At 43.2% G+C, this 25387-nt stretch carries 21 protein-coding genes; 7 read left to right on the top strand and 14 right to left on the bottom strand.

Annotated elements, in window-relative coordinates; all coding sequences use genetic code 11:
* Positions 1-245: 245 nt before the first annotated feature.
* Positions 246-869 carry a hypothetical protein gene (locus PNK_RS00115; protein ID WP_059059506.1) on the bottom strand — a complete coding sequence of 208 codons (624 nt, stop codon included), beginning with the start codon at positions 867-869 and terminating at the stop codon, positions 246-248.
* 166 nt (positions 870-1035) lie between these two features.
* Here PNK_RS00115 and PNK_RS00110 point away from each other — a divergent pair, with 166 nt between their 5' ends.
* Positions 1036-1641: an HD domain-containing protein gene (locus PNK_RS00110; protein ID WP_059059505.1), complete on the top strand. Its 606-nt coding sequence runs from the start codon at positions 1036-1038 to the stop codon at positions 1639-1641.
* Positions 1642-2067: 426 nt separating this feature from the next.
* On the opposite strand, the gene PNK_RS00105 is transcribed toward PNK_RS00110, so the two are convergent.
* Together PNK_RS00105 and PNK_RS00100 are read right to left on the bottom strand one after the other, a co-directional pair.
* Complete coding sequence (locus PNK_RS00105; RefSeq protein WP_079992733.1) at positions 2068-3234, bottom strand: class I SAM-dependent methyltransferase; 1167 nt, start codon at positions 3232-3234, stop codon at positions 2068-2070.
* Positions 3235-3238: 4 nt separating this feature from the next.
* The gene (locus PNK_RS00100) at positions 3239-3901 is read right to left on the bottom strand and encodes a transaldolase family protein (protein ID WP_032124708.1); all 663 of its coding nucleotides are present in this window, start codon (positions 3899-3901) and stop codon (positions 3239-3241) included.
* A 360-nt stretch (positions 3902-4261) separates the two neighbouring features.
* Here PNK_RS00100 and PNK_RS00095 point away from each other — a divergent pair, with 360 nt between their 5' ends.
* Positions 4262-5464: an NAD(P)/FAD-dependent oxidoreductase gene (locus tag PNK_RS00095; protein ID WP_059059504.1), complete on the top strand. Its 1203-nt coding sequence runs from the start codon at positions 4262-4264 to the stop codon at positions 5462-5464.
* A 44-nt stretch (positions 5465-5508) separates the two neighbouring features.
* On the opposite strand, the gene PNK_RS00090 is transcribed toward PNK_RS00095, so the two are convergent.
* The 8 genes from PNK_RS00090 to PNK_RS00055 all read right to left on the bottom strand — a co-directional run bounded on the left by PNK_RS00090 (position 5509) and on the right by PNK_RS00055 (position 15474).
* Positions 5509-7089, bottom strand: a complete 1581-nt coding sequence (locus tag PNK_RS00090; RefSeq protein WP_059059503.1) for a TraB/GumN family protein — start codon at positions 7087-7089, stop codon at positions 5509-5511.
* A gap of 182 nt (positions 7090-7271) precedes the next feature.
* Positions 7272-9629 carry a glycosyltransferase gene (locus PNK_RS00085; protein ID WP_059059502.1) on the bottom strand — a complete coding sequence of 786 codons (2358 nt, stop codon included), beginning with the start codon at positions 9627-9629 and terminating at the stop codon, positions 7272-7274.
* Positions 9630-9887: 258 nt separating this feature from the next.
* A complete protein-coding gene (locus PNK_RS00080) occupies positions 9888-10982 on the bottom strand; it encodes a linear amide C-N hydrolase (protein ID WP_032124704.1) in 1095 nt (364 codons plus the stop codon).
* A gap of 228 nt (positions 10983-11210) precedes the next feature.
* On the bottom strand, positions 11211-12755 hold the full coding sequence (locus tag PNK_RS00075) for a hypothetical protein (RefSeq protein ID WP_032124703.1): 1545 nt from the start codon (positions 12753-12755) through the stop codon (positions 11211-11213).
* 197 nt (positions 12756-12952) lie between these two features.
* Positions 12953-13708 (bottom strand): YqjF family protein, encoded by a 756-nt coding sequence (locus PNK_RS00070; RefSeq protein WP_032124702.1) that lies wholly within the window; start codon positions 13706-13708, stop codon positions 12953-12955.
* Positions 13709-13735: 27 nt separating this feature from the next.
* Positions 13736-14029, bottom strand: coding sequence for an acylphosphatase (locus PNK_RS00065; RefSeq protein ID WP_032124701.1), 294 nt, complete (start codon positions 14027-14029; stop codon positions 13736-13738).
* Between the two features lie 150 nt (positions 14030-14179).
* Complete coding sequence (gene dusB / locus PNK_RS00060; protein ID WP_032124700.1) at positions 14180-15208, bottom strand: tRNA dihydrouridine synthase DusB; 1029 nt, start codon at positions 15206-15208, stop codon at positions 14180-14182.
* Positions 15208-15474: a YggT family protein gene (locus tag PNK_RS00055; RefSeq protein WP_231909259.1), complete on the bottom strand. Its 267-nt coding sequence runs from the start codon at positions 15472-15474 to the stop codon at positions 15208-15210. The genes dusB and PNK_RS00055 overlap by 1 nt, the downstream gene beginning before the upstream one ends.
* 160 nt (positions 15475-15634) lie before the next feature.
* Between PNK_RS00055 and PNK_RS00050 the strand changes: the two genes are divergently transcribed.
* The 4 genes from PNK_RS00050 to PNK_RS00035 are packed head-to-tail and all read left to right on the top strand — an operon-like array spanning position 15635 to position 19738.
* Positions 15635-17254: a hypothetical protein gene (locus tag PNK_RS00050; RefSeq protein ID WP_032124699.1), complete on the top strand. Its 1620-nt coding sequence runs from the start codon at positions 15635-15637 to the stop codon at positions 17252-17254.
* A 3-nt stretch (positions 17255-17257) separates the two neighbouring features.
* A complete protein-coding gene (locus PNK_RS00045; protein ID WP_032124698.1) occupies positions 17258-17881 on the top strand; it encodes a hypothetical protein in 624 nt (207 codons plus the stop codon).
* Positions 17878-19182 (top strand): toxin-antitoxin system YwqK family antitoxin, encoded by a 1305-nt coding sequence (locus tag PNK_RS00040; protein WP_051981797.1) that lies wholly within the window; start codon positions 17878-17880, stop codon positions 19180-19182. The genes PNK_RS00045 and PNK_RS00040 overlap by 4 nt, the downstream gene beginning before the upstream one ends.
* Entirely contained in the window at positions 19157-19738 is a 582-nt protein-coding gene (locus PNK_RS00035; protein WP_158021643.1) for a 5-formyltetrahydrofolate cyclo-ligase, read from the top strand. Before PNK_RS00040 ends, PNK_RS00035 begins: the two co-directional genes overlap by 26 nt.
* A gap of 89 nt (positions 19739-19827) precedes the next feature.
* On the opposite strand, the gene PNK_RS00030 is transcribed toward PNK_RS00035, so the two are convergent.
* On the bottom strand, positions 19828-21534 hold the full coding sequence (locus PNK_RS00030; protein WP_059059500.1) for a RasGEF domain-containing protein: 1707 nt from the start codon (positions 21532-21534) through the stop codon (positions 19828-19830).
* 338 nt (positions 21535-21872) lie between these two features.
* On the opposite strand from PNK_RS00030, the gene recA reads away from it, so the two are divergent.
* Positions 21873-22970, top strand: a complete 1098-nt coding sequence (gene recA, locus PNK_RS00020) for a recombinase RecA (protein ID WP_032124695.1) — start codon at positions 21873-21875, stop codon at positions 22968-22970.
* A 116-nt stretch (positions 22971-23086) separates the two neighbouring features.
* Here the strand turns inward: recA and PNK_RS00015 are convergent, their stop codons facing one another.
* Complete coding sequence (locus PNK_RS00015; RefSeq protein ID WP_051981795.1) at positions 23087-23983, bottom strand: polyprenyl synthetase family protein; 897 nt, start codon at positions 23981-23983, stop codon at positions 23087-23089.
* 272 nt (positions 23984-24255) lie between these two features.
* Positions 24256-24936, bottom strand: a complete 681-nt coding sequence (locus tag PNK_RS00005; RefSeq protein WP_032124694.1) for an acyltransferase — start codon at positions 24934-24936, stop codon at positions 24256-24258.
* Between the last annotated feature and the right edge of the window lie 451 nt (positions 24937-25387).

Below are 25387 nucleotides of genomic sequence, written 5' to 3'. Positions count from 1 at the left end.
AACGCGTAATTGACTTTGATAAACCTTTTGCCTTCAAAATGGAAAAACCTACCAAAGACAAAAAGCAAGCTCCGCCATAGAGATTTATCAAGTCAAAACTTAATTTACTAGCAATCTAGCAAACTGAGTTGTTTTTGAAAAAGACTATTGTAGTAAAAAAGGATACCTTATCAAGGCAGATGTTGATTGAATTGAGGTGAAAGTTGCGGGAAAAAAGAGAGGTAGAAAACCTCTCTTTTCTTAAATTAGAAAAAATCAATGACAGGCATCGGATCATCAAAATGAGGATCTGCCAGCAGATATTGCCCAGCCGGTCTATTATCAAAGGGATTAATCTTATCTAAGCGATCCTCGCAATTGACCGTCCACTCCCTTTCCTTACCATCCATTTCCTTTTCAATGATCGTCACCAAATGGCGATCTTGCGGATGATCTTTGACAAGCATGTATTCGGTATTATGCTCTCTACCAAAAAAGGCTGACACATCTAAATCCGGATCGAAGTGAACATCCGTCTGATCCAATTTGATCATTTCAATAAGATAGGTTTCAGAGGTAATTAAATTAACCATTCTTTTAGCCTCAATTTCTGCTCTTCCCGTCTCCGTAAGATCATAAAGAGGAGCTCCATCTCCAAAGCGGTGAATCCTTTGAGGCAGTTGATCAACAAAACCCTCTAGAGAACCCAATCTCTTATAATAGGCGCCATAACAATAACGACAGACATAATCAACGATTTTTTCAAAAATATTGAGCGCAATCTCGTGAACTTGCTTATCAATGATTTTCTCAAAAAAAGGATGAAGGCGAGGAACTTCATTCAACTGAAGAAAATTCTCAATTATTACAGGATGAATTGTTTGAATCATAAAACTCCAAGTAGATTTTTTTAACAAAGAGCATACGATTTAGCAATGAAGATAATATAAAGAGATAAGTTAATTTTTTCTTAATATTGGTTAGAAAAAGAGCATTTTCAAAAAATAGGGATAAAAGGGATGATTGAAATTCATACATTAGCCAAGGATGTTACGCATGTCACTTCTTCCTGAAATTGTCAATCTCCTACATGAAATTGGAATGCTGGCTCATGTTCCTCGTTCAGGCTTTGCCTTTCTAGGCTCTGGCAAGCAATCGGTTGCCGAGCACAGTTTCCGGGTAGCCTTGATAGGCTATGCTCTGGCTCACTTAAGCGATCAGCCTATCGACCGTTATAAGCTGATGATGCTATGCCTTTTGCACGACTTACCTGAAGCGCGCATCGGTGATCTTAACTACGTGCAAAAAAAATATGTCAGGCCAAATCTTGGCATAGCCTTAGAAGATCTAGCGAAAGGCTCTACTCTTGGGCCTGAAGTAGTGAACTGGATCCAAGACTATGAACAAGGTGATTCGCTAGAGGCTCAAATTGCCCACGATGCCGACCAGATAGAACTCTTGCTCGTCCTCAAAAGAGAACAAGAATTGGGAAATGAAAGAGCATTCGATTGGTTTCAACGCGTACGTCAGCGGCTTCAAACCCCCATGGCACTCAAACTGGCCGAAACAATTCTGCAAACTCCTTCCGATAATTGGTGGATGCAAAATCGCAATGATCCCCACTGGATCGATGGAGGCAAAGGAAGACACCTTCCAGAATAAGAGTTTGATTACATTACGTTAGAACAAATCAGGCCCCTACACAGACAAGACTCTACACCTGCTTGCTCATCAATCTAAGGCCGTCATAAGAGACGCTCACAACTTTTTCTTTCAGCTCGCCTTTTATGCGCTTAAGTCAAAAAATTACCGAGACATTCTGGTATTTGCAGAAAATCATTTGCCAATACACTTTGCAAAAGAGCTTGGCCTATCATTCGGAGTATGTGCAAGTATATTTGCCTGCTTAATCAATGCCAATAAATCTCTATACAATGACAAGCTCTCATCTAAACATCGGTTGTTTCAAGCGAGAGAAATGTACTTCAAATCAAAGTAAATTCATCTCTTTCGGTGCCTGCATTAATCATTCGGCACAGAAATTCGAATCCCTAGCCCACTTAGAAGAATAGCCCCACACCTTAAGGGTCATCCACCCAACTCTTTTTGAAAACGCCTTTCTAAAGAATGATCGATCTGCAGCGCCTCTTTGAAGGTTAGGTAGGCTTGCCACGCCTGCTGTGCATGAGCCTGGTTATCTGCTTTGCGACGCGTGGCGCGAATCAGGAGGTTCTTGGGTGTGTGTTCAAGATCGATAAATTCCATGATTTGAGCCTGATACCCCAAAGCCTCCAAAAGCTGAACGCGTGCTGCATCGGTTGCCAAGGCAGCAAACCGCTCCTTCAAGATTCCATGTGTCAAAAGAGGAGCGAGCGCTTCATTGCGCACCTGCTTGAAAAGCTCATGTTGACAGCAAGGCACGCACAAAATGGCGCGAGACTGCCATCTAACAGCCTTTTCTAAGGCCGCGTCGGTAGCCGTATCACAGGCATGCAAAGAAATAACCAAATCAACGGACTGTTTTGTTTCGAAGCCATTGACATCACCTAAAACGAAGTTTAAATCGTTTCCACATCCAAGCTTGCGAGCAAGTTTTTGACACAGCTCAATGACGTCCGATTTCAAATCTATTCCCGTCATTTTGACACAATAGCCCTTGATCGATGTCAAAAAGTAAAACAGTGCAAAGGTGAGATAGGCTTTCCCACATCCAAAATCGACGATATGCAAAGAAGGCTGAGGACTCAGTTGAGCCAAGAGATCGTCGACCATTTCCAAGAAGCGATTGACCTGCCGGAATTTATCCTTCTTTTGAGCATGCACCTTTCCCTCAGGACTCATCACCCCAAGCTCTATCAAAAAGGGGATCGGTGTTCCTTCATTGAGAATGTAGTGCTTTGTGCGGTTATGAGCTAAAGGAAGGGTAGTTTTTGAAGAAGCCTTCTTGAGAATCGTTACATGCCTCTTCTTGTTGATGAGGACTTGATAATCGGTATCAGTGGCATGCAAAAATGTTTGCTTGAAATCAAATATATTCGCTTGAAAATAAGCAAGAGCCTCTTCTGAAGAGTAGTTTTGATGAAATGCCTGCCGCTCTTTCATCGTCGTGACCTGATAAACTGGCCGCTCTTTAATAGTCAGCTGCCGCAACGTCACTTTTTGCCCCCCCTTTGCGAAAGGGGAACTCAAAACGGCACTCATCAAAGCGTTTTTCTCAAACAGATTAACTAAAAGGAGTTCTAGTTCTTCTGGCATACGATCACGAACTAAAAAGAGAAGAAGAAGCTTTTTTCCAGTCTTCGGAAAACTGGTGAACCCCTTCTAAAGTGGCCGGATTATCTTCAATCATTTTTTCAAAAATTTCATCCTTCAACGTCACTCCATAGATGCCTATTTCGGCACACTTCACAACCTGCTCGATCGAACTTAAGGAAGCCCCTAAAATTTTTGTTTGCAAACGATAGTGCTGAAAAATAGTTGTCATAGAATTGAGCATCTCCCATGGGTCTTTGCCCATTTTTTCAATGCGGCTTATATAGGGAGCAACGTAATTGGCTCCGGCCAAAGCAGCCATCAAAGCTTGACGAGGATGGAAAACGACCGTCGCCATGGTTGGGATTCCCTGCCTAACCAGGAGATGAATGGCCTCTAATCCATTTTTTGTGATTGGAACTTTAACAATGATGCGGTTGGAAAAAGAATAGAGCATTTGCCCCTGCTGGAGCATCTCATGCGTATCATCGGCCACGACTTGAACCGTCACAGGTCCTTCTTGGTGATGCAAAAGGTCTTCTAAAGTTTTTTCTACATCTTTTTTGTTGTGGGCAAGCAAACTGGGGTTCGTCGTAACGCCAGATAGAATCCCCACACGAACAGCTTTTTGAATAGTTTTTACATTGGTGGTATCGAGCCAAATGTCCATAATTCCTCGCCTATTTCATAAGACAACGATCATACCACAACAGTGCAATTTGGCAAAAATTTTTCAGTGACCACCCCGCAAGCAGTAATGCTAGGTCCGTCTCATACAACCCATAGGTTCTCGCTAACCGTTCGTCCCTAGAAGGCTTACAGTCGTTCTAAAACCCTCTGTAACTTGAATAGTTGTTGCTTAAGTATCAACAGTCTGCCTGGTTATAAACTTAAAACCCTTAAAATCAACCTATTAAATAAAAAAACCATTACAAGTATAAATTAAAATAATTTGTTTATTTTCATCTTTTGAATTAAGTTGCAGATCAGGCTTATTGGTATCTAACTATTCATGCACACTGGAGGCTATATGGACCACTATGACGCCATCATTGTAGGGGCAGGACCTGCCGGTGGACAATGTGCGCGGGAACTTGCCCTTCGAGGCAAAACAGTTCTTTTAATCGATCGAGCCAAAGACTTTTTGGAAAATAACTATTCAAGTGGAGGGGGACCGCTTCAAATGATGGAAGAATTTGCCATTCCCTCTTCCACAGTCGGGACCTATTGGAACAGGTTGGCCATCTCTTCTACTAGTACACAAGCGAATTGGGAGGCAGATGTTGCTTTTGGCCCCGTTTTGGACTTTGACAAGCTGCGCGCCTTTCTCGCTGAGGAAACGGTCAAGCAAGGAGGGGAAGTGCGCTTAAGCTGCAGCTATCAATCCCACGCTCTTTCCAATGGCTTCGTGCAGGTCAGGCTTAAAGATTTGGCTACCCAGGAAATCTTTCCAGTAAAAACAAAAGTTTTAGTGGATGCTACCGGAAGCGAAAGAAAAGTCCTTTTAAAAAACGCATACGACAAGAATCAAGCCATGGCTGTTACAGGGATCGAGTATCACCTCAACGTCTCACCAAGTGCCTATGCCCAATTTGCCCAATCGATGCACTTTTTCTTAGGGCATCAATGGATGCCTCAAGGATATGGCTGGATTTTTGCCATGGCACCCAATCGTCTAAAAGTAGGAGTCATCCGCTATTTTCAAAATAAACAGTATCTTCCCTATGACCCTTCTTATCGCCACTATCTGGATAAACTTCTCGCCTTATGCGGAGAAAGTGAGGAAGGAGACATCATTGACAAGCATGGAAAAACCATTTACTACACCAAAGGTCAAAAAGAAAAACGGCATGCAGGTCCCGTGATTGCCATCGGCGATGCCATCTCTTCCATTAATCCGTTAGGATGTGAAGGTATTCGACATGCCTTAGTCAGTGGCCGAATGGGTGGAGAAGAAATAATCCGCTTCTTAAATCAAGACATCGTCAATTTTGAAGATTACGACAAAAGAATGAGCCATTATTTTGGTAGGAAATGGCTCTATTCAAAATACATCATAGAACATCTAGTAACTTCTCGTAAGGATTCATTTGTCGATCGCGTTGTCAACTCCTTCAGGCTCCTGAGCAATCAAGACATTATCGACATCATCTTTCACTATCGTTTTTTCCCCTTCTTCAAAGCCTACCTCACCTACCCCTTCCATCGTCTTAAAAACCGTTATTTAAAATGATTTCCCAGGCAGGCTGAAGCAAAAAACTGTAGGACATATTTCAGCTAAACCTCTTCTTTAATATCTATAAGAGCGTTCAATCGATAAACTTGGTTGGGTGCATGGTTAAACACTTGTTGCGCCTTTCTCAAATGCATATTTAAGTTGACGCTATCAGGAGTGTAGGAGGTCTTTTTCTCACTTTCTCTAAAAAATAGGGAAGGAACGTGGCAAAGCTCCGATAATCCTGGCACCCCGTCGCAATAAGAAAGATGCCCTGCGCCAACGAGTACCATATATTTACTTTCACCCGCTTCCCGCTCAATAATCTCTTTGGCACACATGTTCATGGCAAGCATGCGCGCCTTTCCATCCGAGCCTTCAAAGCTCTTATACCCCACCAACTGAGTAATTGCCATTTCGAGGCCAACCGGGCGAATGCCAGCTTGGACTGCTGCATCAATGAGATTAAAATAATTAGACGATCCTATGCTTCCCCCATATCCAGAAGATAAAAAGGCTCGAAGAAAATGAGAAGGAACCTGCGTTTTAAAAAATTGATCTAACTCATATTGAAGTGTGTCGAAGCAGCAATGCTCCAAAAAGAAGGTTTTGATGCCAAGAGAGGCCAAGTACGCCATGTGCTCCATTAAAATTTTTCTGGAAAGCTTTTCATCATGATTTTCCCCGACCAAGATTCCTTTATGCTCTTTTAATAACACCTCAAAGAGTTGGGAAATTTCTTCTGATGAACCTGTAAATGTTGGGAAAGAGGGTAAAATACACAAAGGAGATGAGAGCGCCTCTTGGTCAACATCTTGCAATTTCTCTTCCCAAAATCCAAACTCTCCGCCCTCTTGTTTGACAATCGATGCGGCCATTAAATAGCGCGTATATCCCTTGAAGATGCTTTTATATCCACTAAAATAAGGGTCTAGATCGGGGCAGATCGAAGCCCAGGTATGCATTTCATGGCGCGTGTGGTAGACAAAAATCTCTCCACCCTCCTCAAATACATTAATGTGATTTCCTTGACTGCGCTGAACCTCTACAATCTGCATAATTTTCATTTTAACTTTAGGATTGAAGAATCCAAGTCGATAGACCGGCTGATCCAATTTCTGCCCAATAACAGCACCCTCCGACTTAGTCACGAAAGAAGGGTCAGTATTCTTTATGTCGATCTCTAAGGGGGTTGTGGAGGGTGATCGATTGACTGCTAACAAGGCATTCTCTCCAGGAACTGGAGAAGCTCTTTTTGATTCACTCACTTCCTTGATTAAAAAGGGCTCTGCAATGCAAAAAATTTTGCTGATTCCCCATTTCGGCTGCATTTTCACTTGTAAAATCTGCACGTTTTTTAGCAGTTTTTTTTTGTCATTTTCTGAAAAGTTAGCATGCTGCAACAATGCAGCGAGCTGCCTTTGCCCTTCCTCCGACTTAAAGAAACAATTGATTTTTTGCAGACTAGCGTCTCCTATACCTATCTTGGCTAAAATGCGCTCTAAGAAACAGGGTTTAGTCAAGGCTAAAAAATGGGATATCGATCGATCTTTAGACAGCTTCAAATAGCTTTTAGTTTTAGCCTCTTTCTGGAACAATTGCGGATCAGTCAAGCTTTGGTAAGTCTTTTCAACAGGTCCCATTCCGTCTCTCCTATATCGATTGCTTGGAATCTTTATCACATTTCAAATTCTGCAGATTCGAAAATGAAAATCAAGAAGTGCTGGAACTAAGACCCCTGATAGTACTCTAAAATGTAGGCTTGCGTACGGATTAGGGCACTATCAAGGCAAAATCTGTGTGCAAAGCAAGCTCGCTAAATCGGCTACTCATTCTTTTGAAAGTATTCAATAAACTGCTCTAAAATCGTTTCAAATTTCTGGACGTACTTGGGTGTATCAACTCTTTTCTCATACTGGCTAAGAGCATGCTCGGACCATTCTTGATACATTACAGGATTTTCGATCAAGCGACATGCTAAATCCACATAGTCATCGATTAGCCCACTCTTAATGACATAATCGCTGCCAAAGTAAGTGGCCGCATAGCGCGCTTGCTGCGGACCATGCTCATCGTACATCGATACTACTGGGCATCCGGCAGCCATAGCATCTAAGATGCCGAGTCCGCTGCCAAAAGGAAATTCATTTAAATACAGGTGCATCGAACGGGCAAATTGGCTCGGATTATAGCACTCTCCTAAAAAAAAGATCCGACTAGCCACTCCATACTGTTCAAAAATAGCCATCCATTGCTTTTTTTTAACAACCTCTCCCATTGGCGCATAAACAGCTTTTGGGCACCGCTTCAAAATTTTTCCAATAGCATGGCACATCTCCGCCGTCACCCTCGTGTCCAAATGATGCGAGATGGTCGTCATGACAAAGCTCCCATCTGGAAGTCCAATCCCTGGCAATCCAAACGGACGATCGAGCCACCCCATGCGTACATCGATGGAAAAATGGAGAATGCAGCTCTCCATTCCCTTTTGACGAAAAGCCTCGTGATTTTGATGATAAGCCTCATCTGTACTTAAAATGGCTAAATCGAAGCAGGGATAGGATGGAAGCGTTCCGTGATCAAATAAGACTCGAATAGGCACTTGTGTACTACTGCTAATCAAGCTGTTGAGCTCGTCTGGTCCATGGAAAATAGCGAGATCGATTGAAAGACTCTGCAAAGTATCGAGCGTATTTTTAATAGCTAGGTCATAAGTAGGCGATTCTCCATCAAACAAGGCAGTCACGCCTATATCATTAAAATATTTAAGCGTCAAAGAGCCCCTTTGCGACGAAGAGGGCGAGCTAAAATGGCTAACGGGATAGCTTAATACGTGGTCTGCAAGCCTTTCCGTACTAATGACGTATACGTCAAACCAGCGACGATCTGCAAACGTACAAAGAGTTTTTAAGAGTTTCGTTGGAGCATGGCCGCCGTCGACAATTTGAGGTACAACATGTGCTAATCTTATCTTATTTTTAGGAAAAAAAGATGGCCTTCCACGCACTTTTAAACGTTGTTCTATTTCTTCTTTAATGTAATTTTCTGGTAGGGGGCCTAAAGGAGCATTAACTGGAAGATTTCCTTTGTGAGGGTCAAACCATTTTTGCAAGCCTTGTTCAATGCTTAAAGCTATGGCCCGCTCTTTTCCATAGCGATGAGATTCGATTGCTGAAAGTGCTTGTTTGGCTGCACCATAAAGCCAATTAAATGGAGGCGTATCGCGTTCAAAATCTTCGCTCGGCTGCATCAAACTAGCTTTCAAAGACTCACTCAATGCAGGCAAAGCCTCTTTTAATTGCATTTGAGAGAGCATCCAAACAGGGTAAAGGGAGTGCTCATTTTGCCATCTTAAATTTTGATGAAGAAACTGGCCTTGTGGATAAAGATCCAAGACATAGAAATAGACATGCGGCCTTGCCAATATTTCATGCAAGGCTTCAAATTGCAAAAGCTGAAAGAGATGAGAAACTGTTTGAAAGACAATCAAGCATTCCTGCGAACAATAAGGTTCAAGAAAGGCAGCATAATCCATTCCCTCTAGCGGCTCTAAAAAGATTAAGGGCCACCCTTCAATTTTCCCCTGCGGCTGCCGCTCTAAAGGAAGAGCGTAAGAAAAGGCCCTCCAGGGCTGTTTATAAATCCACTGATCACCCTCACCCAGTTCCTGCATGAGGCCAGGTTTCGCTAGCTGCAGGACTTCCCATCCGCGCATCATCGCTATTTTAGGACGTAGAATCTTTTGAAATTGATTTGGAAGCCTCTGAAGTATAGCTTCAATGCCTTCTTGATTGCTCAAGACTCCCTGTTTGAGCAAAATAAAAAATTGCTCAACTGCAGGAGGAAGCTTAAGTTCTTTGACCTCTTCCATAGGGGAAATGAAAGACGTAAAGAGCTCATACTCTATTCGTGACTGTTCTAAAAAGCGGTCGGCTAAAATTTTCAGCGAAGGATATTCTAAGCAAAAAGATTCCAAAATCTGGAAGATGACTTTAAATTCTAAAGCCCCTTTGAAAACGCATGCATCGGCATAATTAACAAAGTAGAAGAAAACCCTATCTTTTGAGAAAAGAGTCTCGTAGGCGATATTGGGATGGGGAATAATGATACGCAAGGCTTCGATCTGCGACTCTTCATCATAGCGGTCTAAAAATTCATCGAGAAGATCATGTTGCTTATCCATATAGGCCATATCCTCATGAGCAGTGTCATTGATAATGAGAGTTATTTTAAAAAGAATTTTTTTAGTTCATTTTAATCCATTTGGCAAGTGATATCGAATCAAGGCAGGACTTCAGCGGTAGTAGAAAAATCATTTTAACCTGATTTTAGATCTTCTAAAAATCAATAAATAGAAAAGAAACAAATAGTAGCCTTCCAGAAATGCTTGTACGAGAGAGGTAAGAATTGCCAGCCATTCTTACCCTCTTCCCCATTCTTCCTAAAACTTGGCTGGCAAAAACGTAAACCCTTTGTGCTCCTCCAAGTATTTAGCTGCATTGCTCGCGTAAATTTTCCCCCCATCCAAAGATAATTTCATGACTGGAGCCCCTTCTTTGAAACTGAGATCACTTAATGGTATCCAAAAGGTATTTGGGCTAGTTGCCGAATCGAAATAATAAACCTTGTTTTTTTGATCCGAAATTGTACGCCACAAAGTTGAGGCTATATTGGGTTGATTGGGCGTCGTGATACCCAAAGGAACGCTTACTCCTCGCATAACGCTAAGAACACTTGCCACGGCCTGGTAGATAAACTTCTTTTCTGGAACAGCTGAAATATAGTGAGAATCTGTTTTGGTAGGAATCGTTTCCACGAAAAACGATGCTCTCGCAAAGCGATCGGCTGCCCGATTGGTTCCTGGAAGGAAGGAGAGCCCACCAATGTATTGCCAATAACGATTAAGCGCCAATTGCTCTTCATAAGAAGGGGAATTGGTCATGACTGTATACTCTTTTCCATGGTGAATGACTAACTTTCCATCAAGATACTCGAAGACAGCCGAATCTCCGCTTGGATCTGAAAGTGACAAGTGCAGCTGCGCCGGAGAACCATTCGGCAAGATGGGGGCAATGATGCAGAAAGGTTCGAGACGTAAAGCGTCCACAGCTTCGGCGACGGTAGCAAAATTATCTAAGACATACTGAGCCCACAAGCTGATTGACATCGCAGGTTTACTGCTATCTGGTTTGCCATACTCTGACTCAGCTAAATAAAGCAAATTGGCAACCAATCCCTTTTCATTCATTCCATCGGCAGTTCCTACATCATAACCCGAAACAGCTAAACTGCCGTATTTAGAGGTCCAATCAAATGCGTTTTTATCCACAGCACTATTGCGCTTGATGCCGCGAGGAAATACCCACAGGTTCGAATGAATGTCTTCGGACCAATCCATTGAACGTCCTGTGATCACCGTATCCTCAGCGCCTGTGTACAGAACGCGTGTACAAGCATCAGCCTGTCCAAAAAAAGAACACGCACAGGCCAAGGCTGCAAGAGCTATATCCCAAGCTTTAAATGCTTTGCTATTCATTTTCACCTCAAAATTTTTAACATTCTGTAAAGAACTGAACTAATAGAATCAGCCAAACAAAGTCCGATAAAGGCTCAATGTCTTTTAAGATCCTGGTCCTTTTATAAGGGAAAATGAGATAATTTAAATAATTTATCACAACATTTTTACACTTCCTATTTTAGGCAAAAAAAAGCTGCTCGCATCGTTAAGGATGCAAGCAGCCTTTAATCAAAAGACTCGTATCATTTAACTAATAAGGACCGTCCGTTTTTTTATTTGGTCAAGCAATGTCTCTTCCTGGCTATCACTTTTTTCGGCCAAAGGCTTCTGCTCGGTTGCAGAGCGCAATTTTATACCACGCTGAATCATTCCAAGATCCAATTGCCCGCCACCTGACTCGCTGCTGCGTGCCACTGGCTTCTTAATTGCTTTTTTCTGGGCTTCTTCGAATGAAACAGCTTTATATTCAGGCGTTTTCAAATGATCGATATTTTTGACTGGTAACTTGCGCTTGCTGAGAATCTGCATAAAGGGAGTAACTCCTCCGCTCAGATAATTATCCCATCCCTGTTTATGGGGCGCAAAAGCTTTACCAATCTCACTTGTGGAGAGAGCTTCCCATTCAGGCAAAATCTCATCAAAGAATTCTTTGTTGCTTGTGTAGCAGCGATATTTCAACACATCGCGTACATTCGATTCTTCACCATTCGTTGATGGTTGGCTCGGTACCTTGCCATCAAGGAATTGTAAAAGAATAAACTTGATTTCCTCATTGGTAAGTTTTTGTGCCTTAGAAAGAAAGTCTGAATTAAAATGCCCTTCCTGCAGCCCTTTAATTGCCTTAGTCGTTCCCTTCAATTGCTCTTCAATCGAATCAAGCTCTTTTTGCTTTTCCGCAATCCATCCCTCTATTTGCATTTTAATGTGCCCAGGGACTGAACCTTTGACAAGATTAAATTTACTGATATCGGCTTTGAACTGGGTCTGCTGCTTCTCTAGCTGTTTCTCGTTTTTAGGGCGTGAAACATCATAAAAGTTGAGTGGGTTGGCCCTTTCCTTCAGGTTCCGTTCAAGAATGCGCTTCTGGTTTTCATCGTGTTTTTGCTCTGGCGTCAATGAGGGCTTTGCTTGACTGGCCAACATTGACATAGGCGCTAGAGGCTGAGGTTGTGGCCGCGGTGGTGGTGGTGGTGGTGGCGGGAGTTTAACAGGGCTAAGAACGTCGCTTTCAGATTTTGGAGGTTCTATTTTCAACGGCTCTGATACGACTGATGGCTTCTCTTCTTTGATTGCAGGCCGAACGATAAGCGTGGAACTTTGTTCTTTAACTACTGGATGACTCGGAAATGAGGGCTTCTCTTGCTGCTCAAGCTCATTTTTTTCCTTTTTTTTCGCCAATAGTTGCTCCACAACAGACTTTAAGCCTTTCATGTAGTTCTGTTTTTCCTTCTTCTCTGCCTTGGCACCCGGGCTGAAAAAATAACGGAAAAACCCGCCAATCCCCCCAGTATCGGCCTCAATCACAGAAATTTCCTTATCCAGGACAACCTTCAGCTTAGCTAGGTCAGGCAACGCCAACCGATCTTGACTGTTACTAATCAAATTCGCAATTCTCAAGAAAATGACATTGCCAAACTCGCATTTAGAGTCAACAAACTTGACATCCCCAAATGTATGAAAAGATCTCTCTTTCTGCTCAACCTTGTCAAAACCCAAGACTGTTCCATTCTCAAAACTCTCTGTGATGATTTGAAGCTGAAATGCAGCATTTTGTGAAATATTGCTACTCATATTAATATTACCTTTATTAATTAATCTATTAATACCAATTACATCAAGTAAAAACTTAATCAAAGATATGTGGTAATATTAAATCGAATATAAAAAGATTTTATTAATTAGAATTAAAATAAGCAAAAAGAGAATATGTATTTATTTTTTTAATCATATATTTAAAAGAATTTAAGGATTTAGCAAGCAAATTTTTGCTAAGCTTTTTCTGCGCCATCCTTAAGCATAAAAACTTCGACATCGACTCCGGGTGAAAAAATAGCATGGTCGGGAGCTCTATTTGGGTTGACCAGCCCATTGACTTCTAGAAGCTGAGTATCCCATTGAGCGACCTCTGCACGTGTTAGAGGATAGGGTTCATGGTGAATGCGCCCAAGCGCAATGCTATTGCCTTGTTTGGAAAATAGTGCATAGCGCTCGGTCAAAAAAAACTCCAGCGATTCAGGATCTGCCGTAAATGTCGCTTTCTCCGCTTTGTAGACAAAAGTGGATTGAAACTGCCCCCCTTCTGGCTGGCAAAGAACGGTTGATTGGCTTTCGTCATCGGTCGTTGAAGTAATATTAGCCAAGAGATAAGGGAGAGAGAAAAATTGTTTCGCCATATCCACCGCAAACGATTGATTGGCATACAAGGAATAAAACCAAACACCGGGCACACCAGCTTGGTCGTAAACATAGGTTCGAACATTGACCTCGAGCATGCTTGCAATCACAGGCAAGAAGGGAAAAAATTTGGGTTTGATTGATTCCATGCCAAAAACAACGATGCTCACATGAGCCCTATTCTGAAACGTATCAACAGTCAAACCTTTAGGAAGGGTTTGCTGAATGGTTGACGGATCGTATTCCCAATCAAGAAAGAGAAGGTTGCGCCATTTTTGATCGATAATAGGCTTTGAATCGGCAGGGTAATCCCTGACAGCTAAACGAACAGCTGGTGTTGGTGTGGTCATAGAGATGCCTTCCTTTAAGCAAGGTTTCTAATGTAAAATGCGAAAATCATCGTGACACTGTTCTATAGGAAAATATTCTATAGAGGCCTCTTCAATTTGTCCTGGAAGAGCCTCTTCTTTAAGCTTTTGAATGAGCTCTTCCAAACGCTGCTTGGAACCTTGAGCGTAAATTTCAACCGTTCCATCAGACAGATTTCGCACAGTCCCTCTCAGGCCCAGTCCTTGAGCCTGATAGCGAGTCAGTGCACGGAATCCAACTCCCTGCACTTCTCCTTTAACAATTGCATGCATTTCATATACATCTTGAGAGGAGTGTTCCATGATAAGCTCCTTTGAGTCGATGAAATTTAATTTGTTAGTTGGAAATGCAGGTAGAGAATCCAAGGGCTGATGAGTTAACTATCTTTCCATCATCCTGGACGCGTTCGAAATAGCTATCTTCAATGATATGGGATATATCATAAATAATAGTTATACACAACAATCAGCTTCTTGCCCTGTATCATCGATCTCAATCAAATCTCCCAACGGGAAATTCAAAATCAGATCTTTGATCACACTCATCTCCGTGGCTCGGCTGATCAATTCTCTGAATTGACGCGTTCCAGAAGATTTTTTAAGATACCAGCACCCGACACGCCGCATGTCGACACAAACGCGATGGTCGCCATGGTAGTGGTGGGTCCATAAAAAGTGCTCATATAATGCTTGACGACAATCTTCTAGCGTGCGCTCAAGCGGGGGCAAATTGTCTAAATGACGCAGGATATCCTGCACGGCCCAAGGCTGTCCCATCGTTCCACGCGCAACTAAAACCGCATCGCAGCCGGTTTCTTTAAACATTTTTTCTGCAGAAGGGCCGTCTAAGACGTCCCCATTACCAATCACTTGAATAGTCGTAGCAGCTTCTTTAGCCACTTTGATATGATCCCAGTTAGCCGGCCCACGATAACCTTGTTGACGGGTACGCCCGTGAACGCATATGGCTTGCGCACCAGCCTCCTCGGCTATCTTGACGATTTCGGCTACCTGAATGTGCTGTTCATCCCACCCCGCGCGAATTTTCACCGTTACTGGAATCTTAACCGCAGCCACCATATTCGATAAAATCTCACCAATCAATTCTGGAGTCTTTAATAAGCCCGATCCGCTTCCATCCTTGGTAATTTTATCAACAGGACATCCACAATTTAGATCGACGACATCAAATCCCAAGTCTTCAATAATCTTAGCCGCCTGCCCAGCCAAGGCAGGCTTGCTTCCACAGAGCTGGCCGCCGATTGGATGCATGTCAGCCGAATAATCCAAGATGTGATAGGTATGGGGATCATGGCGCACAAGAGCATCCATTTTCACCATCTCGCAATACATCAAACCTGGACCATAATGGGCCGACATTTTTCGGAAAGGAAAATCGGAGCACCCCGCCAAAGGCGCATAGAAAATTCGATTGGGCAACTTCAGATTGCCAAACTTAATTGGAGAGGCATGAATCGACATTATCGCACAAATCCCAATAGTAAATTGATAATTAAACTCTGCATAAAACTGAGGCAGATAAACGCCACAATCGGACTAAAGTCAATCATTCCCAATGGGGGAATGAAGCGACGGAAAAAATTGAGATAAGGCTCCGTGTAATACGCAACGAATTGCATCAGGCGATATTCATAGAGTTGCGGAAACCAGGAAGCGATGATGCGCGCAAAAAGCATCAGCGTATATACTTGAAAAAAAACGTTTATCAATTTAATGGCAATCAACATAAGTCATCTCTATCTTTGATGGTCCAGTCATGTTAGAACAATGAGCGCTACTTTGTTTATTTTAAACGACTTTGTAAGTCACTATAAATAAATTAGTTGCTTGAATTAATATAAAAATTCTATTAGAATTCATAATTTAAAGCATTAAAAAATAGGTGTCATGTTAGAGCTTCTTCCATCTTTAAAGTCAATTGGGCTTGAACTCACCCCCGCTTGCGTCAAAGGAGCCGAGGTGATCGAAAAGCAAGGCCAGCCTGTTTTACTCGATTTATTCAACCTCCCGAACGAATCACTCTCTAATGTAAAACGGCTTTACACGAACCATCCCGTTTTAACGACTGGCCTCGATGGCACACAAGTGCTATTGCGTCCCCTTTCGCTGCCCTTAACTAAAGATAAAGACATCGATGCAGCTCTCTCTTTTCAGGCCGAACCGCTTCTTCCCTATTCAGTCGATCAAGCTCTTTTAACGCGGCAAACCATCAAAAAAGAGAGCGACGAAACCCAGCTGCTAGTCTTAGCCACTCGTCAAGACTGCTTGCAAACCCAACTCGAGCAATGGTCGCCCCTTGGGATAGAGCCAGAAAAAGTGAGCTGTACGCAAGCCGCTCTTTGTCAATTTGGCAAGGCCTACATAGCCGCAGATCAAGCCTATTTAATTCTGCACCTTGAAGAACTGGTGGCAACCTCTCTTTTGATGAATGAGTCGCAGATGGTAACCTCTTTTGCCCAAAAAGAGGGATTGCAAAGGCTGCAGGCAAGTGAAATCAAGACAGGCGAATCCATTCTTGCTTCCTCGCAACCTGCGAGCGTGAGGGAGGCCATCGACCGCTTAAAGAAGCTGGCAGCCAGAATGGGTCATGCCATGTCCAAAGAATCGAACCGAACCTTAGCCGGCTTGATCATTACTGGCGAGATAGCCAAATGGCCCGAGCTCACTCAAGCCATAGCCCAGCATCTGCAGCTTCCGCTTTTAACCTTAGAGAAAAAGGATGACTCTTTTTCAGATCAAGACAAACTGATTTATGCCCTTCCGATTGGACTCGCCATATGCGGTTTACCAAAGACGACACCAGCGATTGACTTTCGCCAAGGCGTGATGGCTTATCCTCACTCCTGGAGAAGACTGAAAGTGCCAATGGCCCTCTACTTTGCTCTGATGATAGCTCTAAGCTTCGTTTTTTATTCCTTCGGCCAATCCTACCTGCAATACCGAGAAGATGAGCTGAAGCAAACGTACGTGAATACTCTAGAGGGAATGAACAAATCATATGAGCAGTTTGAGACGGCTTTCTTGGCCAAGACACCAACTGCCCGTGCAAAATTTCAAGGGGAAGTGGTCGAAGTGGTCGATCTTGACAGCGAAGATCTGATGGAACGGCTCGCCTTTATTCAAAAAGATTTAAAGGCGACACCCGACTCATTTCCACTTTTCGCCAACATCCCCCGCGTAAGCGATGTTTTAGCGTGGCTCAGCATGCACCCCACAGTGTCTTATGTCGACGACAAGGGAGAGCGTCAAACGCGCCTGCAGATCGAAAATTTGAGCTACGTTATTTTAAAGAGACCCATGCAGGGGAAAAAACAGGACAAATATCAGGTCAAAGTTGAGCTGGAATTTAGTAGCCCAACGCCCAAATGGGCTCGCGAATTTCATGACGCCTTGATTGCGTCCAATGATTGGGTCGACCCCAAAGGGGAAGTCAAGTGGAGTTCAAATCGGGGACGCTACAAGACCTCTTTCTACTTAAAAGATAAAACCTCTTATCCTAGTCAGTAACTTATGTTAAAAACGATTCCACTCAATCGGGCCGTTGCTTATTTAATGGTCATTGGCTTGCTTCCTTTTTTATTCGTTGTCTTCTTATTCTTCTCGCAAAGAGGGCAATTAGAAGAGCTGAATGGAATGCTGGAGAGCCTGCAGCATCAAGCCTTCGTCAAAGAAAAAAAACAGGCGCTTAATTTGGCCGTCAGACAGCACTTTCGCGATGCAGACCACTTCTATATCGATAAGTATTTAGAAACTTTGGTGTTTTTAGAACCTGAGATCGAAACGCTGCAAAAAATCGCGGCCGACAAAAATTTTTCCAACGACGAAAAGATTAAAAAACGGCTGGAATTATTGACCAGCCAAGGCAATAGCCTGGTTTTTTCGGAAGGGGTCGTACAAGCCTTTCCTTTATTTCAAGAAACGATTGAAACGCTCGTTCATCCAGTCGAAGTAAGTTCCACCGACCTTCAAAAAATTTTAGCCCGGATCGAGGGGATTCAGATAGGTTCCTTTGCACCCGGTCCAAATCGCCCTCAACTAATCATCACCGAATTCAAGCTTGATAAAAAGAAGGTGAATGAAAAGAATGAAGTGTTTGTTCTTAACCTCAAATTGCTGAAACGGGAATTTTTATGAGACAACTAAAGTTCTTTAAACAAGCTGCCCTTTGGATGCTCTTAGGGTTGCTTCTCCTGACTTTTACAGGAGCTAAGCGTTCAGGCTGCAGAAAGCGTCTCCTTCCACTGACGAGTATTCATATCATCGACCGTAATGGATTTGCCGAGACGATCAGCAACAAAGACAGGCTTAATCAATATCAACAAGTCGACTTCTTGACATCTCAGCCCTATCAGAAGGTATTGCGCATCTACGCCAGAGATTCAAAGGGAAATGTGCGCTCTGTCGTGACGACCTACCACAGCAACGGCAATCCAAAGCAGTTCTTGCAGATTTTAAATGGCAGAGCCTTTGGCTACTACTACGAATGGCATGAAAATGGCAGCATGAGCCTTTCCACTCGTGTTATCGGCGGATCGCCAGACGTTACGCCAGCAGCCGAGCGCTCTTGGCTTTTCGACGGCCCAAGCTATGCATGGGATGAAGATGAACGCCTCTTGGCTGAAATCTTTTACAACCAGGGCTCTTTGGAAGACACAGCCATCTATTATCACACATGTGGCCAAGTCTGGAAGAGAGTTCCCTACAGCAAAAATCAAATCAATGGCGTCGTTGACATCTATAAAGACAATGGCGAAATTCTCCAACAAATCACCTATGTCCAAGGGCAAAAGCAGGGCCCAGCCTTCCGCTACTGGGATGCCCAGCATTTGGCCAGCCAAGAGGATTATTGCAAGGGGAGACTGGAAAATGGCCAATACTTTGACTGCCAGGGAACGCTTATAGCAGAAGTCAAGCAAGGCACTGGGGTGCGCGCCACTTTCGGCAAAGAATGCATTAGAGAACTTCAAGAGTATCAGGATGGCATTTTAGAAGGAGAGGTAAAAGTCTTCGACCGCGAAGGGAGCCTCAAGCGCATCTATCACGTCAAAAATCAAATCAAGCATGGCGAAGAAATCGACTACTACGAGCGGATATCGGCTCAAATCCCGCTTCAGCCCAAACTCGCTTTTTATTGGTATGAAGGAAAGATTCAAGGGCATGTTCGCACCTGGTACCCAAATGGAACGCAAGAGAGTCAAAAAGAGATGGCAAATAACACCAAACATGGCGTATCCACAGCCTGGTACCGCGATGGCAATCTCATGATGATCGAAGAATACGACAATGATAAGCTAGTCAGGGGTGACTATTTCCGCAAAGGTGAAAAAACACCTAGTACACAAGTCATTGCCGGCAAAGGGATCGTTACCATTTTTGACGCGGATGGCCATTTTGTTCAAAAAATTCCCTATGTCAATGGAAAGCCAGATTTTTAATTCCACTACCTCTACGGCAGCCTTGGCTAAGCAAAGCTGCCGCCTTCATCTCAAAGCCATGCGGCGCTCAATTTCATCAGCCCGCCGCCAAGCCGCCACTTCGTTTGCCAATCAAACCCTTTGGAATCGCTGCAAAGGCTTTAGATTCATCCTCTCCTACGCAAGCTTTGGAAGCGAGCTCTCTTTAGACCCCTTAAATGGCTGTCTGGCACAAGAAGGCAGGCTCGTCTTACCCAAAATGAAAGGGGAAAAGCTGCAACTCTTTTTAGTTGAAGATTTACATGGCCTAGAGCCAAATTCCTTGGGAATTCGAGAGCCGAGCAAGCAGAATGCCAAGCTAATCGACCCATCCCTTGTCACCCTTGCTCTGATTCCAGGCTTGGGATTTGATCCTGAGACAAAACATCGCCTGGGATATGGAAAGGGGGTTTATGACAGGTTGTTGAACCAATTCCCCTCTTTAGTGGCATGGGGAATTGGTTTTCACGAACAAGTTTTTTATTCGCTTCCATCTGAAGCCCATGATCGCTCACTAACAACTCTTTGCTTGGTTTAAACGCCTCAACCGCAGCAATCCAACAAAACCAGCATAGCTATTTGTAAGGGCAGACTGGCTCGCAGTCAAGGCCTATTATCCCCTGTTTTTTACTCGTCCCGAATACCCGCTAGAGGCTCCAATTTTAAAGAGCGTTGATAGGCCTGTTCTTCAGCTTTTTTCCGTTGCTCAAAGCTCAAGTGCCGCCGATTGATCCAAAGGTCAGTACCATAGTGGGAAACATGCCTTAAATAGTGTCTCATCTGATCGGCTAGCTTTAAAATCATCTCAATGACGAGGCTCATCTGACGATCATATTTTTCTATTCCTTTTTCCAAAGCATGTATATGCTCTAAATGGATGGAACGGGAGAACACATCTTTATCGCTTGGTAAAATAACCGCCTTGTGGACAGTCTGAGCCAGTTTCAAACGCGAGGCGACGTTTTCTATTTTGTTAATCAAATCCAGGCTACAGACCTTTTTATTTTTTTCACGATTCAGCGCCTTAAGCTCCTTAGCTAATTCTTCGATCTTGTCTTTGATCCCCTCTTCCCGTTTGAGCGACTTACATTTATTAAAGAAAGATACATCTTCTTGAAGCAATTTCTCTTCTTCCAAGATTTGCTGAGATAAGGCCTTTTGCCGCTCTTTTGCCATCACAAGCGTTGCTAAATAAGGATTAAGCAGTGGAATGCTGTGGATTTTGGCAGGTAATTCAGCCATTCTCTTCATATCTTTTTCGTTGATAGCAGAGCACATTTTACCTAGCTTTTCCGTAAGCATGTGATGCATTTTTGTAGATTCTTTCGACAATCCATCCCAACTCATTACTAGCCGATTTTCCCGAATCGATTCGCTTTGCAACCCATCCCAGACCGCTGCTGCGGTTGAGAAATCATACTTTTCCATGGCTTGATAAGCAACCCGAATGAAGAGTTCGATGATTGCTGTGCGCTGCTTTACCTCTTCTTCTTTCAGAACTTCATCGATAATTGTGAATTTGATTTGATCCCATAAGCTAGCCAATTGAATTAAATGGGGGCAAACTTGCGATAAATGCTCGATTTTATCCCCGCTTTGAATGCGATTGAATAGCTCCTGCCGATCAATCCGATGCATGGCCTCGGCAAAAAGATGTCCCGAATCTTTAACCACTTGATCGACAATCTGATGATAAAGGGCTTGATGATGAGACTTTAAAGTGCTATGAAAGCGCATCACACTTTTTGCCCACTCATTGCTCTTCATGCGCTGCAAAAGTGCCAAAGCAGCCAACTTATCAAGCTTCATAGCCTCTTCTGCCACCTCGAGCATGTTTTTAAAACAAAGCGCCCCCTCCTTAGTTTTTAGCAAACCAGATAAATTGCCCGGCTTTTTTCCCAAGAAAATCGTAGAATCAACAGGCTTAAGAAGCTGAGCCAAATGATGCTCGTCAGCCTCATTCAAAAGCAAAAAATAATGAGAGGCCTTATTAACGGCTAAGGCCGTTTTAGACTGTCCCACAGCTTTTAAAGAAGTGCTTTTTCCATCCCCCTTTAAAACAGAATGTCTTTCATTAGCAGGCTCTCTCAAATCAGGCTTAGATTTAATGACATCAATTCGAGAACCCCTTTTGTCCTTCAATCCAGTACAAATATGTTCATCTTCTTGAGAAAGCGAAAGCAAGGAGCTATTTGTAGATGCGTTTTGAACCTTAACATCTACCTTGGCTCGAAACTCCGGACAAGATTGCGAAGGCTGACTCACAACACTGGGAGAGATTTGTTGTTGTGCCAGTAATTCATATTTCTCTACTAAACGTGAAACACGACCCATAATCACTCTCACACAAAAAGTTTAAGGTATGCAGATTTGATTATGACATTCCTATGTTGCGAATGTATAAATGCCAGGTCAGGATCATATTTAGCGAGCCTGAAAAAAAATTTATTACATAGGAGACAGGAAAAAGAGGGATTTAAAATTAAAAAGCTTTTTAACAACTTTCTTCTCTGGCATCTTAATCCTAAAACAGTTATGATTAAGGCTCTTTTTAATTATCCCATTCGCCCTCAGATGCCAACACAAATGCGTATGCCTATTCTCTTGTGGACTGACGGCAAGTCTTTCTCTTCAGCTATTGTATAAAATTATTCAAACTCAAAGGAGTTCATATGTCTCAACCGGCACCTGACACAGAACGCAAAAAAGCGTTAAGTCTAGCAGTGACTCAAATTAAAAAACAATTTGGTGATGGCGCCATCATGTCTTTCGGCAAACACTCTTTGGAAAAAGAGATGAGCGTGATCAAGACAGGAGCCCTCGCCTTAGATATCGCCTTAGGAATTGGCGGTGTTCCACGTGGACGAGTAGTTGAAATTTATGGCCCAGAATCATCTGGAAAGTCTACTTTGGCTTTGCACATCGTTGCCAACGCCCAAAAAAATGGCGGCCTAGCAGCCTATATCGACGCGGAACACGCTCTTGACCCCAGCTATGCGGCTAAAATTGGAATCAATTTGGATGACTTGATGATTTCTCAACCCGACAGCGGGGAGGAGGCGCTTAATATTGCCGAAATGCTCGCCCGCTCAAACGCGGTAGATGTCATTGTCATCGACTCTGTGGCAGCTTTGGTTCCCAAGTCAGAATTGGAAGGGGAAATCGGCGATCAATTCATGGGGCTCCAGGCTCGCATGATGTCGCAAGCACTGCGTAAATTGACTGCTGCTCTTGCTAAAAGCAATACCTGCGCCATTTTCATCAACCAGATCCGCGATAAAATTGGAATCGTCTATGGCAATCCGGAAACGACGACTGGTGGACGCGCCCTGAAGTTTTACTCTTCGGTTCGCTTAGACATCCGGCGCACAGGAGGCATTAAAGGACCAGACAACTCAGAAATCGGCAACCGCGTCAAAGTTAAGGTGAGCAAAAACAAAATGGCGCCTCCTTTCCAAATCGCAGAATTTGACATTCTCTTCAACGAAGGAATTTCTCGTACAGGCTCGGCTATCGACATGGCGACAGAATTCAATATCGTCGATAAAAAAGGAGCATGGTTCAGCTATAAAGGACAGCGTTTGGGCCAAGGAAGGGAAGCCGTCAGGGAAGAATTTAAAAACAATCCCAAGCTCTTAGAAGAAATTGAAGGCTTGATTTACCAACAGTACAAAGAAAATCGCTCTAAGCCAATGCTGTCTAAAGCGGCAGCTGCAGCAGCAGCGGCGGCAGCGGCATCTGAAGATATGGAAGAAGCACTAGACGACTAACCTCTTGCTACTCACAAAAAGGCCCTCCCTACACATAAAACCGTTCATTAGGTAAAAAAGTGCAGGGAGGGCCTTTTTTTGGCCCCAAAGGCCTTAAAACCGCAAAAACAGCCTATTCAGGCAAGGTGGTTCACTTGCTCAATGAGAAGCGCGCTCAAGGCTTGCAATTCTTCTGATGAGAGGCTGAGTTCCTGCAAAGTTTGCTTGAACTGTTCAATCTCTTCATGGAAAAGGGCGACGGCAGAATCTTTGCCATAGACATTGGCAAAATTCATCGTATGTTCATGCGAGAGATCTTGTGCCATGTCTCCTAAATCGTCGGCAACCTGAAAAGCCATGCCAAAATGGGCAGCGCTCTTTTTGACCAGGGGAAGCTGCTCCAAGTCGCCCCCACCAAAAATCCATCCAAAAACGAAAGAAATCTCGAATAGAGTCACGGTCTTTTTGTCGATCACTTCTCTGAGAGTTGACAAAGAAAGGTCTGGCGGAGTGAGATCTAAAAACTGCCCCCCCGTCGCTCCCAAAATGCCGGTATTATGGGTCGCGTTCTCTAAAGCCAGCACGCAGAGACGATCGCTTTGATTGGCAAAAGGATGGGCACTGCCTGCCAATGAAGCGGCATTGCGGGCCAAACACTGATAGCCAGCCGCAATCAAGGCATAAGTAGCCAAAAGAGCCACAGACTCACCATAAACCTTATGCAATGCCGGCTTATTGCGCCTTTCATCATCATTGTCCATGCAAGGCAAGTCATCGGCAATCAAAGAAGCTGTGTGAAAGTATTCAACACCTAAAGCCGCTTGCGACACATCGACCTGAAAATTCAACGCTTTGGCAATCATCAAAACCAAAGCTGGCCGAAATCGCTTTCCTCCATTCAATAAGGCATATTCGCAGGCATCTCTGAGCAATGTTTTGCTACCTAGAGTAGCGATGTTCGCTTGAATTAATTCCTCGATTTGCCGTTTATAGGGCTCTAAAATGGAGGAAAAGGAAGGTCTAGTTATTTGCATAAAAGCCCGAACGTTGAAATGTGGACAAATTGTTCACCAATTACGGATAGCCCCTGGTAGACCAACACCTAAAACATTAATTTTCAATTGGATAAACCAATTTTCTGATCAAAAACAAGGGGTGTGGAGATTCATTACAGTTGTGAATAACCATGCCAAATGGACATTTGGTGAGGTTAATTGTAAGCGATAGAAGATTGAATAGCAAATGTCTTTAAAAGTGCTTCAATTTACGATTAATGGGCATCTTCAAAATCAGCCTTGATGGAAGTCTAATAAGAGCTGATTTTTACTTCATGGCTTGGTTTGATTAAAGAGCGGGTGGGAATCCAGCCGCCAATATTGAGGCAAGGATAGCATCTCACCTCTTGCCCAATGAGAGTACCCGGATTCGTGACCGAATTGCAGCCGATTTGGCTCCGATCGCCAATGATTGCGCCAAATTTACGCAATTGGGTAGGAATGCGCTCGCCTTGATAATGAACCGTAATTGTTTTTTGATCTAACTTGAAATTGGCACACTTAGTTCCAGCACCCAGGTTGACCTGGTTGCCCAAAATGCTATCCCCCACATAGGCAAAATGGGCCGCATGGGCACGATCTAAAAATAGGCTATTTTTAACTTCTGTGTCATGCCCAATGACGCAACGCTCTCCAGCTAAAAAATTTCCTCTTATGTAAGCTCCATGACGTACAACGCTATTTTTGCCGATCCAACAAGGCCCTTGAATATAGGCTCCAGGTTCTACAACACTTCCTTCATCAAGGAAAATGAGCTCGGGATTAATTAGATAGGCTTCAGAAGAAACCTCTCCTAGAATCTTCCCCAACGGCAGCTGTTTGATATAGGACTCCAAGCGTCCTAAAATGTTCCACGGCTCCGGATCATTTTCAAACAAGGCTGCATGTGAAAATTGAGTAACGTCAAAGAAATAAGAAGATTGCAAGCTCATGATTAACTGCCATGGAAAAATGAATGTGGAAACTGTTTACTGAGAAAAATAAAGTTTCCACACCTTTCTCTCAAGAAGAATGTATTTATATATAAATTTATCTTCTTCTTTATACTTTGTGGATTTGTCTATAACCCGACCCTTTTCCCTCTCATTGGCTTTGTTAATCCCTTGTTTGTCGGCTGTCGAAAAAAAGAGAGTTACAGACAGGTGATTATTTTATCGACCTATTATCAACGAATAAACTGACAGAAAATGAGGGGTTATGAACACTTTCATCAACCTTCCACAATTTGCCAATAATTGCCATCCCTTCCTATTGAACATTTATAGGCCGCTACGCGAATGGCAAATCTCTAAAATCAACAGTTCTTTATCAAAATTAAACAGATTAAAACAACAATTGAATGGTGATAGTTAATTAATTACTGTTATTTATAGACGTCAATTT

This window comes from Candidatus Protochlamydia naegleriophila, from assembly GCF_001499655.1.
GTDB lineage: Bacteria > Chlamydiota > Chlamydiia > Chlamydiales > Parachlamydiaceae > Protochlamydia > Protochlamydia naegleriophila.
This window is presented reverse-complemented; position numbering and strand designations above follow the sequence as displayed.

What these genes read in the sequence shown, in the direction of transcription:
- PNK_RS00085 (WP_059059502.1), bottom strand. Translation starts at nt 9,629, where the DNA reads ATGGATAAGCAACATGATCTTCTCGATGAATTTTTAGACCGCTATGAT.
- PNK_RS00110 (WP_059059505.1), top strand. Translation starts at nt 1,036, where the DNA reads ATGTCACTTCTTCCTGAAATTGTCAATCTCCTACATGAAATTGGAATG.
- PNK_RS00015 (WP_051981795.1), bottom strand. Translation starts at nt 23,983, where the DNA reads ATGCAAATAACTAGACCTTCCTTTTCCTCCATTTTAGAGCCCTATAAA.
- PNK_RS00095 (WP_059059504.1), top strand. Translation starts at nt 4,262, where the DNA reads ATGGACCACTATGACGCCATCATTGTAGGGGCAGGACCTGCCGGTGGA.
- PNK_RS00040 (WP_051981797.1), top strand. Translation starts at nt 17,878, where the DNA reads ATGAGACAACTAAAGTTCTTTAAACAAGCTGCCCTTTGGATGCTCTTA.
- PNK_RS00090 (WP_059059503.1), bottom strand. Translation starts at nt 7,089, where the DNA reads ATGGGACCTGTTGAAAAGACTTACCAAAGCTTGACTGATCCGCAATTG.
- PNK_RS00080 (WP_032124704.1), bottom strand. Translation starts at nt 10,982, where the DNA reads ATGAATAGCAAAGCATTTAAAGCTTGGGATATAGCTCTTGCAGCCTTG.
- PNK_RS00035 (WP_158021643.1), top strand. Translation starts at nt 19,157, where the DNA reads ATGTCAATGGAAAGCCAGATTTTTAATTCCACTACCTCTACGGCAGCC.
- PNK_RS00075 (WP_032124703.1), bottom strand. Translation starts at nt 12,755, where the DNA reads ATGAGTAGCAATATTTCACAAAATGCTGCATTTCAGCTTCAAATCATC.
- PNK_RS00115 (WP_059059506.1), bottom strand. Translation starts at nt 869, where the DNA reads ATGATTCAAACAATTCATCCTGTAATAATTGAGAATTTTCTTCAGTTG.
- dusB (WP_032124700.1), bottom strand. Translation starts at nt 15,208, where the DNA reads ATGTCGATTCATGCCTCTCCAATTAAGTTTGGCAATCTGAAGTTGCCC.
- PNK_RS00070 (WP_032124702.1), bottom strand. Translation starts at nt 13,708, where the DNA reads ATGACCACACCAACACCAGCTGTTCGTTTAGCTGTCAGGGATTACCCT.
- PNK_RS00005 (WP_032124694.1), bottom strand. Translation starts at nt 24,936, where the DNA reads ATGAGCTTGCAATCTTCTTATTTCTTTGACGTTACTCAATTTTCACAT.
- PNK_RS00105 (WP_079992733.1), bottom strand. Translation starts at nt 3,234, where the DNA reads ATGCCAGAAGAACTAGAACTCCTTTTAGTTAATCTGTTTGAGAAAAAC.
- PNK_RS00065 (WP_032124701.1), bottom strand. Translation starts at nt 14,029, where the DNA reads ATGGAACACTCCTCTCAAGATGTATATGAAATGCATGCAATTGTTAAA.
- PNK_RS00050 (WP_032124699.1), top strand. Translation starts at nt 15,635, where the DNA reads ATGTTAGAGCTTCTTCCATCTTTAAAGTCAATTGGGCTTGAACTCACC.
- recA (WP_032124695.1), top strand. Translation starts at nt 21,873, where the DNA reads ATGTCTCAACCGGCACCTGACACAGAACGCAAAAAAGCGTTAAGTCTA.
- PNK_RS00100 (WP_032124708.1), bottom strand. Translation starts at nt 3,901, where the DNA reads ATGGACATTTGGCTCGATACCACCAATGTAAAAACTATTCAAAAAGCT.
- PNK_RS00030 (WP_059059500.1), bottom strand. Translation starts at nt 21,534, where the DNA reads ATGGGTCGTGTTTCACGTTTAGTAGAGAAATATGAATTACTGGCACAA.
- PNK_RS00055 (WP_231909259.1), bottom strand. Translation starts at nt 15,474, where the DNA reads ATGTTGATTGCCATTAAATTGATAAACGTTTTTTTTCAAGTATATACG.
- PNK_RS00045 (WP_032124698.1), top strand. Translation starts at nt 17,258, where the DNA reads ATGTTAAAAACGATTCCACTCAATCGGGCCGTTGCTTATTTAATGGTC.